The following is a 10,093-nucleotide window of genomic DNA, read 5'->3' as shown; positions in this document are numbered from 1 at the left end:
CAATACAAATGCACCTGTAAATAAAGCCATGCCTATACTTCCTCTTCTCAATAATAACGCCCCCCATGTAGATTAATCTGGCCCGATTGTTTAATTGTTTCATCTTTCAATGTCCCATAAATGCTTATCGTTGTAAATCCGCATTTTCCTGACGCTCCCCTTTACTTTAAAAGAGAGGAGGTTGTCGGATAGATAGAGCAATAGACTTTCATTTCCAGAATGAAATATAATAACCTGTACGCTACAGGTGTCTATTGAAAGTTTCCGACCGCAAATCAAAGGAGTGATTATTCCAAGAGTGAACCAATGGAAAGCGTGTATTGTAATGAATACAAAGAAGCTTTTAGTTATTGAGGTGGATAAAGGAACGGATATTCAGCAAAGGAGAACTGTTACACGAGCTTCTAAAACTGCAACCCTTTCCAACAGGAGAAAAAAAGATTCCTTATAGAATATCATGGAGACGAGGAGTGGTACTTATCACACTTCGCTTTTTGCTTTATACTCGCTATTAGAGTTAAAAAACTGTAGACATCTCCAAAACTTCTGGAGCTCGTCTACAGTCATAGAGCACCCTTGTATGTGATAAACAGCTAAGATATTCTGTCATGAACTAAATTATTTATTACCTTGGAAGCGTTGCCCAAACCTTTGCATATTCATATTTAGTTTTCGCACTGAAGCTGACACTTACTGTAGTTCCTGATGATATGGAAAATCCACTAAGAGCTACGTTTTCAACTCCATGAGCGTATTGAGCTGTTGCTGAACCATCATCACCAAACTTACTAGGAGTATACCATCCAGTATAGGCATAAACATTTGCTTGACGTAAAACGTGTCTCTTTCCACCAATCGATGGCAGGGCGTTCAATTTATATGCAGCAGAGGTTGTACCTTCATCAGTGTGAGTTGCTGGCTTGACTGTCTTCTTTGCTGTACTGTATAAATCTTCGTAAGTTAAACTAGCATTTCGATATCCTGAAGTACCTGTTGGACCACGATTCCATGCAAGGAGTAATATCTCATTTTCTTTAAAATCACTAGCAGTATTTACTACATCACCAGCAGTTCCTTTGTTAGGCCAAACGTATTTGCCATGGAGATAATTCCTCTTAGTTGTCCCAGACTTTTCTTCATAGACATAAAGATATGCGGTCACCTGTTTGTAGACTTTATAGCCCGTTTGTACATGTACTTTTTTAGCTGAATACTCAGCGGAGTTTCTTTTTATTTCCTTAATTTCTTCTTCCAATTCCCACTCTTTAATCTCTTCAAAAGTAGGATTTTCACCGATCCCTAAATTTCCCGCATCTAAAAATGTCACTTTGCCTTTTTCAGCAATCATTCTTTCAATATCACTTTCGGTTAACAATTTACCATTGCTATCTACGTACTTGGTATTTGCAACCACTGATACCAAGTCGAGATCACTGCCACTATCAATCGCAATCTTTTTAGCTTCTAGAATTTCAGCATCCATCGTAAGGTCAATATCTACTGAATCAAGAAACTCTAATTTTTCGTTTGCAATTTCATTCTTTGTTGGTAGCAGAATATCTGTCGTACCCAACTTATAATCGCCCATTTTATTAGAAAACAAGCTAGTTTGTTTGTTGGTCAAGTCTTCCTTCCCAATGACTATACTTTTTTCAAAATAAGGGTCCACGTCTTTTGATGGTTCGGCCTTTGCCACTCCTGAAAATGTCGATGAAAATAGTAGTGCTGCACCTAAAAATACTCCAGTAAATTTATACATTTTCTCTCCTCCTAGTATTGAAAATTAACACTATAGTGTTAAAATTAATTTTATTATGATTAGGGAGATGATTCAATGAGGAGAAAGAATATACTTTTATTGATATTTTTTACAATCATTCTGGCGTTGGTTCTTATTTACCAATATAAAGTTACGAAAAAAGAGAGTTTTGAAGGAGTAGCTATTGGGGAAGAATACCAAATTAATTACTCTTTGAATAAAGAAAAAAATGCTAATTGGACAATTGATGTTGATTTTTCTTCATTGAACAATGAAGAATTTGTTATAGAAGATACAGTAATCATATTCGCGAAACCTGTTTCCGATGAGATTCATTCAGTAGGGGATGAGCTAGTTAATCATCGTTTAGAAGGAAACGTCCTGAATAACACTAAGTTATTTAGTGAAAGTAAGATGAAAAAAGTTTTAGAAGAATCATACGTTAAGATTCAAGGTGTTTCTACAAACGGAGAAAAGAACTCAGATAAAATTAAGTTTGGAATATAGATAGAGCACCTCAAATAGGAAACACACTTGTGATTTGAGGGATCAGTTGGGTCACAACACAATTGACACCACTGTTCTGTACACAAAGGCTTTGTTGTCTTATATTTCTCAAAGGGGAGTACTATAAATTTACAAAACCGTTTGGATGAATTAAACACACGAGTAATCACCATTGAAAAAATGTTAAAAGAAGTAGATTGACTTAATAAGACCTCAAAGAATTTTGGGGTCTTCTTTTATTTGGCCCGATTATGTAATACAGGGCACAGATCCTTATTCCAGAATTGCGCCCGATTGTAAAGTTACTTTCTAGATTAATAAGGTCTTATAAAAAAATGAGTTCTTTTTTCTTTTTCAATAAATAATGTGCTCTTTATTAAAATAAATAATTAATAAGGTTAAAATAAAAATTAATATCCACCCATAATCTATAATTATCTTCCCTGTTTTCTTATCATACTTTTTATAATCCAAAAATTTCTCTATGATTGCGAATGAGCCTCCAACTAAGAAAAATGTCCCTACAGTAAAAAGATTAGAAAATAACAATACTAAAAGTACAGTACACAGAAATGTATATCTAATAATCGGTAGCTTAAACATCACCCCACCTTCTCCTTTCTTTTTTCTAGTATGTTTACACTAATTTTATGTCCTCTTATTAATCAATCTGGCCCTATTACTGAAATGGGTGCAGATCTCTTATACAAGAATTGCGCCCTTTTGATGAACTATTTAGTTGAAAGTCCTTCTATAGTTGACGTTGATATAGTTTGCTCTCTACTTTTTCCGTTTACACTATAATGGATTTTCAACTGCCTGTTAGTATTTTTATTTACGTTACTTAATTTCACTTTCAGAATAAGACGTCCTTCTTCTTTGATCTCATATCCTTGAATATTTTGTTTTCCACCTATAGTATTCTCGGGATAAACTCCAATGGCTTTATTTGGACGTCCCGCGTAAAACTCGTAAGAGATACCCTCTGTATCTGGTATCTCTGCATCGCCAATCACTATCTTAATAGAGTCAATAACAGCAGGTTGGCTTCCGGTCCATTCAATAGGCATAACCAAGAAGTAAGACTTATCTGGAGGGAAATCATCAGTGGACATACTGCCAACTGTAAACCTACCTTTATTTAGATCTCCTGCCTCAGTATTCGAACAGGCAGCGAACAATATTCCAGTAAGTAGAAACATAAAGCTAATGAATGACACCGTGAATACTTTTGCATTTCTATTTGACATGAAATTTCCCTCGCTATGTTTAATTACGCAATTCATTTCCGTGAATATTCAATTATCATTACAGATCATCTTCACTAACCCATCAATTAGGCTCTATTATAATAAAACTCTAATTCATTCTAAAGCGTGCCCGATTGCAGTACGGACGCAGTCGCTTGTATAACAATCGCGCCCGTTAACGGAAAACTAACTTATCCTTTTAACTTTGGGATTAGCTTAATAATTGGTGTTATTAAAAACATAAAACCAATAAATGAAACTGCCGCTAGTGTCTTAGCAATAATTGAATCTTTACTTATAAAAACATATATATCTGTCACTAGAAACATGATAATTATTATGTAGGCTATCGCAAATCCAATTATTTCGTCGCCTTTATTCAACTCTTTTTTCTTCACAAACTAACCCCTTTCCCACAGCAAACTATTTCACAATTTGGCCCGATTGCGGTATGGGCACGATTATTTTATGCAGCAATCGCGCCCGATTGCGATACTCGAAAACGTTTAAGTAATAATTTCTGCAATTAACTTTTCATTTCGGAAATGTAAATTTTCATTGTCGTTTAAAGAATATAACTTAATACCTGTTTGATTGGCTGACCAATTATCAAACGCTTCACGTCGCTCTTTGTCATTGTAATGAGGACACAAACTACCTTTCAGTAATCCTAAACCCTCAAACTCTTCGTACTCTTGATCGTTTTTTTCACTGAAACAAGTTTCGAACCAACACATTGCACCGGCACTTATTCCAGCTAAGATGACGCCATTTTGATATGCATTTTTTAATACAACATCGAAACCTGTTCTCTTCCAAATTTCTAGCATATTTTGAGTATTGCCTCCACCTACATATACAATATCTAAAGAATTTACGTTTTCTTGGATGTTTTGTGATTCAAAGTCTTTGATAGTGAGGTGGCTTGTATGTTCCGTTTTGAAAGCTTCATAAAATTTATCTATGTATCCTTGCGCGTCATTACTAGCGGTTGGAATAAACGCAATCTTTAATGGTCCCTGTCTTTTTGCGATTTTTAGTAGGTACTCATCAATATAGGCTTTATCTTCTTTAGAAAAACCTCCGCCGGAAATTGCAAGGATATTTCTTTCCAATTAATCATCCCCCCTTAACACCTTTGTTTCGTTAACTGGCCCGTTTGTTGAACACTGACTTCACTTCAATTAGCCACATTTATACCAATAGTATATCATTACCATTTTAAAAATCATATCTATTGTAAGAAATTTGCCAATATAAAAAGCGATAAAAAATTTATCGCTTTACAGAAAAAATATCTTGAGTCCTATATTTCATTAGCTGTTACCATCCGCAGCAAGACGGAATTTGTTTTCGAATAGACTCGCCATTAAAGCACCTATCGTTAAGTTCATTACCATATTGGCAACAGCTGGAACGGCCGCGAGTGATCCGAAGTGTTCCATCGCAAGTGTTGCGGCAAGCGCGGTGTTGCAAATACCTGTATGGAATAAAATTGCGCGAGCGTTGCGCTCAGGTACGCCTAGCCATCTGGAGATGAAGTAGCCAGCGCCCATTGGGATGCTGACTTGTAATGTGACCGCTACGAATACAAGCGGCAGCACAGACAAGTTCTCAGACAAGGCTTGCTGGGCATTGGATATGACCGATAGGATGACTAGAAATAGTGCAAGTTGAGACAAGACTCCGGTATATGGTTTGAACTTCTCCACTTGACGCTGAAACTTCCACTGAATTAGTAAACCGCCAATCAAAGGGAAGAACACGATATAAATAATGTTAAGAAATAAAGGCCAGAATTCAATAGGTATAAACCGTCCCGCAAATGTCTGCAATAAAACCGGCGTCAGCACAGGTGAGATGAATGTATCAAGTGTCGCCATCGTAATACTGAGCGCGACTTCTCCTCCTGCAATGAATGTATAAATGTTCGCGGATGTTCCGCTTGGTACTGTACCTGCCAAAATAATACCGGTCGCGATCTCTGCTTGATTGCCGAAAAATATATAGGCAATTCCTATTGATACTCCGACCATGATCGTCCATTTCAGCATGACACCAAGTAAAGCGTATTTCGGGTTTTTAATGACCTCAAGCAACTTTTCCGATGAAAGTGACAAGCCCATCAGAAAGAAGATCGTCCCTAATCCAAAGCCCGTCAATTGCCGAATTGAAATGAACGCATCCGGAATGATGTAGGCGATGATGGATAAGAGTACGATCCAAAGTGGTAAATACTTCGAAATGATTTTTGATAGAGTTTGTATGGTTTTCATTTATTTCTCCTCCTTGCGAGGAAATCCGTCTGCGTGTTTTTGCTATGAGCGGTTAGACCGTCGCTATGAGCGCTTATCGAAGCACTATGATCAGTCAAAGGTCGTGTATGAGCGGTTAAAGCATTCGATAGAGCACTCGATCCTCAACTATGAGCGCTTATCATGAATCTTTGAGCGCTCACCATAAAAACCTCGCTTCCCACTCAGCATTTCCGATAGATATACGCCCTATCCTCTACATAATCCAATTCCGCCACATCGCCAATCTGAACATTTCCATCCGTTCTGACCGTAACCTTCGCTTTGGATTCATCCAACTGAATAAGTGCCACTGTGTAAGGAGCTAGATGAGCAAATTCAGCAGGTGCAATATGGATATCCGTGTAACTATAGACCGTACCTTTCGAAGACACGTCTCGCTCTTGCAGCTTGCCTGTTCCACAACTCGGACAACGGTATTTATTCGAGACACTGGCATATTCACACTGATCGCATTGATAGACTTTCATCTCTTCACAACCTTTCCAGAATATGAACAGTGGAGTATGAACCTGTTCCACCCAAGTTTTGTGCCAAAGCGAGGCGGGCGTTTTCTACTTGATTTGGTGCAGTACCGCGAAGTTGTTGGACGAGCTGATACATTTGTGCGACACCGGTTGCGCCGATTGGGTGACCACGTGATAATAATCCCCCACTCGTGTTCACTGGTTTATCGCCAGTCGCCTTCGTTCGACCTTGCTCCACCGCTAGCCAGCCTTCTCGTTTATTGAAAAAACCTAACTCCTCAATTGCAAGCATTTCCGTCATCGAGAAACAGTCATGAATTTCCACGACGTCGATATCTTCCGGACCTACGCCTGCTTTCTCATATGCTAAGCGACCTGATTCTCGTACTGCGGGCAATGAAAGTAAATCATCCGCGTCTTGCATTTGTGTAGGCCCTGAACTTTGTGCAGACGAACGGATATGGATTGCACCTTTTTCACGCGTAATGACCAATGCCGCCGCCCCATCCGTTGTTGGAGAACAATCAAATAAGCCTAGTGGAGAAGTAATAATACGTGCTTCCATAATCTCTTCCATCGTCGTCGGCTTCTGGAATTGCGCCAATGGATTATGTAAAGCATTTTCACGATTCTTCAATGCAATCATCGCCAAATGCTCTTTCGTAGCATCCGTTTCATAGAAGTAACGGTTCGCGAGGACGCCAAAAAATCCAGGGAATGTGAGACCTGCTTGCTTTTCATTGGATTCGTTATCCATTGCGGCATTGATCGCCTGTGTAACGTCAGCAGTCGAAGCATGTTTCATTTTCTCCACACCTGCTATTAAGACAGTATCGTATTCGCCACTTAGAATCCCCATGATCCCTTGACGAAGCGCAATCCCTCCTGATGCACAAGCGCCTTCTACTTTGGCCGTCGGGATATGGCCAAGTCCTAGTTCATTGGCAACTAAGGCACCGAGAATTTCTTGATTACCGATCGAGCCACCCATAAAGTTTCCAACAAACACCGCATCAACTTTCGGATTTCCTGCATCTTCAAGTGCTTCTATCGACGCTTCAACTAACAGCTGCTTCATAGACTTGTCGACAAACTTCCCGAACTTCGTCATGCCAATTCCTTCGATATAGACATTCGTCAAGATTGCACCTCCACATGCTGATTGCGTAATTCCCGTTTCAAGATTTTACCGTACGAGCTTTTCGGTAGTTCATCCACAATATACATCTCTTTCGGTTTTTTGAAGCTCGCCATATGGTCTAGACATAATTGAAGTAATTCTTCTTTCATCACAGGCTTAGTACCATTCGGCACCACATACGCAATGACACTTTCGCCCCACTTGTCGTCAGGTACCCCGATGACGCATGTCTCTTTTACCCCGTCATGCTTATTGAGGACTTCTTCCACTTCCCTCGGATAAATATTGACACCTCCAGAAATGATGACGTCTTTTTTGCGGTCCACGATATGCACATAGCCCGTCCCACTTTTCCAACCGAGATCGCCAGTATGCAACCAACCGTCACGTAACGTTTCATTTGTCGCCTGCTCGTTATTCCAATAACCTTTCATGACAAGAGAGCCTTTACAAACGATCTCTCCGACTTCACCTGCCGGCAGTTCAGCTCCTTGCGCATCGACAATCTTCACATCGACAAAAGGTCCGACACGCCCACAGGACTCCAGATGATCACCTAGTTCGCGTTTTGGCATCATCGTAATGCACATCGGTGCCTCCACTTGACCGAATGTCTGTGCAAACATCGGGCCTGTCAGAGCGAGTGCTTGTGCGAGTTTACTTGCGGCAATTGAGGAACCGGCCATATTAATCGTCTTGATCGTAGATAAATTCTTCGGATCAAATTTCGGATGCTGGATCATTAAATTAACCATCGTCGGTACAAGAAAAATAACAGTGACCTTTTCTTTCGTTAAATTATGCACGAATTCTTCAGGCTCAAACTTATTGAACACAACTTGCGTTAATCCATACAGCCACGCTACATGCGACAGAAAGTTACTGCCGTGAGTCAATGGTGCGACATGTCCTATCACATCGTCATAATTGGTCTCACAAGCAAGCGCTAGTGACAAAGCTCCTGAAATGATATTGCGATGACTTAGCATCACACCTTTTGGATTTCCTGTCGTACCGGATGTATACATAATTGCAAATATATCCTCTTCCATAATCTCCGTTGTACATGTAGCACCTCTGTTTTGTTCAATCGCTTGTTCATACTGCTCACCGATTGTCAGTGCTTGGATGACTGTATCGATTGGATTAATTAACTCGGATTCACCAATGATCAACAGAACATCTGCATCGTTCAGCATATATTCATGCTCTTTCGGATGAAGCCGATAGTTTAACGGCACTTTGATGACACCTGATATCGCTGCCGCCACGTCAAGCTCAATATGTTCCAAGCGATTAGATGATAGAACAGCGAAGCGGTCCCCTTTTCGAAGTCCGACTTTCGCAAAGTATGCCGTCAGCGCAAGTGCTCGTTGCATCAGTTCTTGAAACGTAAGGGAGCGTCTTTCATCTTTCACTGCAATTTTATCCGGATAAGCTGCAGCTGATTTCATTGCCAGTTGACCAATTGTCTCCAATGTCACTCACTCCTTTTCGTAAAATGAAATAAGGGAATACCTGAATACTCATCTGGTTTTCTATGAACATGTGTAGTAGAGACCGGGAATATAATGAATTCCACTGTAATCGCCACAGGATTTTCCCCTCTAAGGAAGTGACCGCCATTCATCTGTTTATTGCAGTCTACATATAGACCGTGGAAGTGGATGTCCAACTGTCCTTGTTCATCGTAGCCAACAAACCCTGAACCTGAAAGCAGTTCGACGGGAGTATCTGTGACAAGCCGTTCGGAATACTGTAAACTTTTATCTGGATTTTGCTGGGGTTGTACAATGGTCGCAAACGCAAGAGAGCCTATACATTGAAAGTGAGCTGCTTCAACTTGATGTTGCTTACACACTGCAAGAATCCCTTCAAATAGATCGGTATCTTTCGTCAAACGACCGATGATTCGATTCGTTGTCTCGTCATACACCGCTTCAATTGGGTGATTCAATACAAAACCCTCCATCCACTTTCAGTATTTGTCCTGTCGTATAACTAGATTCAGATGAAGCAAAGTACAGCACGGCTTCTGCGATACTAACCTCTGTACCTGTTTGATGAATTTTAGTCTCGTCAAAATTTGTCATAGCTATCGGCGTGATCGAATTACAAGTGATTCCATACTCGCAAAGTTCTTTAGCGGTCTGCTTCGTCAATTTACTAATTGAACGCCTAGAAGCTGTAAACGTTCGTTCTTTGTCGCAACTTGATATCGAACTAATATTAATGATACGACCATACTTCTGCTCCACCATATACGGTGATACTCCTTGAATGAATAGAGAAGTTGCTTGTGCCTTCAAATCTGCTTCGAGTTGCCATTGATCAATAGATGACTGATTTTCATTATGAATACCACATATACACATATTGTTTACTAATATATGTAGTTCCCCGAAGGTATCCGATGCTCTAGCGATTGCCGCGTTCACAAATTCTTTATCACGAACTTCGCCCAAGCATTCTAAATAAATCGCTTTGTCCCTGAATGATTGAATGGCTTGCAACGTCCCCGCACAGCTCGCTGAATCCACCAGTACGACATTGGCTCCTTGTTGTGAAAGAAGGAGGGCCGTCTGGGCACCAATACCATTGGCAGCCCCCGTGACGATTGCCGTCTGTCCTTTCAGTTTCATAAGCCACCCTCC

General features: G+C 40.1%; 11 protein-coding genes. 1 reads left to right on the top strand and 10 read right to left on the bottom strand.

The window, feature by feature from the left end; translation table 11 throughout:
• Window positions 1-625: 625 nt before the first annotated feature.
• Window positions 626-1,759 carry a hypothetical protein gene (locus tag CSV68_RS08630; RefSeq protein WP_099635661.1) on the bottom strand — a complete coding sequence of 378 codons (1,134 nt, stop codon included), beginning with the start codon at window positions 1,757-1,759 and terminating at the stop codon, window positions 626-628.
• A 75-nt stretch (window positions 1,760-1,834) separates the two neighbouring features.
• On the opposite strand from CSV68_RS08630, the gene CSV68_RS08625 reads away from it, so the two are divergent.
• Complete coding sequence (locus CSV68_RS08625) at window positions 1,835-2,266, top strand: hypothetical protein (protein ID WP_099635662.1); 432 nt, start codon at window positions 1,835-1,837, stop codon at window positions 2,264-2,266.
• 731 nt (window positions 2,267-2,997) lie between these two features.
• Here CSV68_RS08625 and CSV68_RS08615 read toward each other — a convergent pair.
• The 9 genes from CSV68_RS08615 to CSV68_RS08575 all read right to left on the bottom strand — a co-directional run bounded on the left by CSV68_RS08615 (window position 2,998) and on the right by CSV68_RS08575 (window position 10,081).
• On the bottom strand, window positions 2,998-3,516 hold the full coding sequence (locus CSV68_RS08615; protein ID WP_099661904.1) for a hypothetical protein: 519 nt from the start codon (window positions 3,514-3,516) through the stop codon (window positions 2,998-3,000).
• 191 nt (window positions 3,517-3,707) lie between these two features.
• Entirely contained in the window at window positions 3,708-3,914 is a 207-nt protein-coding gene (locus tag CSV68_RS08610; protein WP_099661903.1) for a hypothetical protein, read from the bottom strand.
• Window positions 3,915-4,022: 108 nt separating this feature from the next.
• Entirely contained in the window at window positions 4,023-4,631 is a 609-nt protein-coding gene (locus CSV68_RS08605; RefSeq protein WP_233192892.1) for a Type 1 glutamine amidotransferase-like domain-containing protein, read from the bottom strand.
• Window positions 4,632-4,832: 201 nt separating this feature from the next.
• Window positions 4,833-5,792 carry a bile acid:sodium symporter family protein gene (locus CSV68_RS08600; RefSeq protein ID WP_099661902.1) on the bottom strand — a complete coding sequence of 320 codons (960 nt, stop codon included), beginning with the start codon at window positions 5,790-5,792 and terminating at the stop codon, window positions 4,833-4,835.
• A gap of 203 nt (window positions 5,793-5,995) precedes the next feature.
• Window positions 5,996-6,301 carry a Zn-ribbon domain-containing OB-fold protein gene (locus CSV68_RS08595; RefSeq protein ID WP_099661901.1) on the bottom strand — a complete coding sequence of 102 codons (306 nt, stop codon included), beginning with the start codon at window positions 6,299-6,301 and terminating at the stop codon, window positions 5,996-5,998.
• Window positions 6,302-6,305: 4 nt separating this feature from the next.
• Window positions 6,306-7,439: a thiolase domain-containing protein gene (locus CSV68_RS08590; RefSeq protein WP_099633615.1), complete on the bottom strand. Its 1,134-nt coding sequence runs from the start codon at window positions 7,437-7,439 to the stop codon at window positions 6,306-6,308.
• Window positions 7,436-8,923: a class I adenylate-forming enzyme family protein gene (locus tag CSV68_RS08585; protein ID WP_483315674.1), complete on the bottom strand. Its 1,488-nt coding sequence runs from the start codon at window positions 8,921-8,923 to the stop codon at window positions 7,436-7,438. Before CSV68_RS08585 ends, CSV68_RS08590 begins: the two co-directional genes overlap by 4 nt.
• Entirely contained in the window at window positions 8,920-9,396 is a 477-nt protein-coding gene (locus CSV68_RS08580) for a PPC domain-containing DNA-binding protein (protein WP_099633617.1), read from the bottom strand. The genes CSV68_RS08585 and CSV68_RS08580 overlap by 4 nt, the downstream gene beginning before the upstream one ends.
• A complete protein-coding gene (locus tag CSV68_RS08575) occupies window positions 9,380-10,081 on the bottom strand; it encodes an SDR family NAD(P)-dependent oxidoreductase (protein ID WP_099661899.1) in 702 nt (233 codons plus the stop codon). Before CSV68_RS08575 ends, CSV68_RS08580 begins: the two co-directional genes overlap by 17 nt.
• Between the last annotated feature and the right edge of the window lie 12 nt (window positions 10,082-10,093).

Origin of the sequence: Sporosarcina sp. P29, assembly GCF_002743265.1 — a bacterium.
Taxonomy (GTDB): Bacteria; Bacillota; Bacilli; order Bacillales_A; family Planococcaceae; genus Sporosarcina.
The sequence above is the reverse complement of the archived record's forward strand: the minus strand, read 5'-3'. Positions and strand labels throughout refer to the sequence as shown.

Coding starts and splice junctions, on each gene's coding strand:
- CSV68_RS08615 (WP_099661904.1), bottom strand. CDS start 3,516: ATGTCAAATAGAAATGCAAAAGTATTCACGGTGTCATTCATTAGCTTT.
- CSV68_RS08630 (WP_099635661.1), bottom strand. CDS start 1,759: ATGTATAAATTTACTGGAGTATTTTTAGGTGCAGCACTACTATTTTCA.
- CSV68_RS08625 (WP_099635662.1), top strand. CDS start 1,835: ATGAGGAGAAAGAATATACTTTTATTGATATTTTTTACAATCATTCTG.
- CSV68_RS08600 (WP_099661902.1), bottom strand. CDS start 5,792: ATGAAAACCATACAAACTCTATCAAAAATCATTTCGAAGTATTTACCA.
- CSV68_RS08575 (WP_099661899.1), bottom strand. CDS start 10,081: ATGAAACTGAAAGGACAGACGGCAATCGTCACGGGGGCTGCCAATGGT.
- CSV68_RS08595 (WP_099661901.1), bottom strand. CDS start 6,301: ATGAAAGTCTATCAATGCGATCAGTGTGAATATGCCAGTGTCTCGAAT.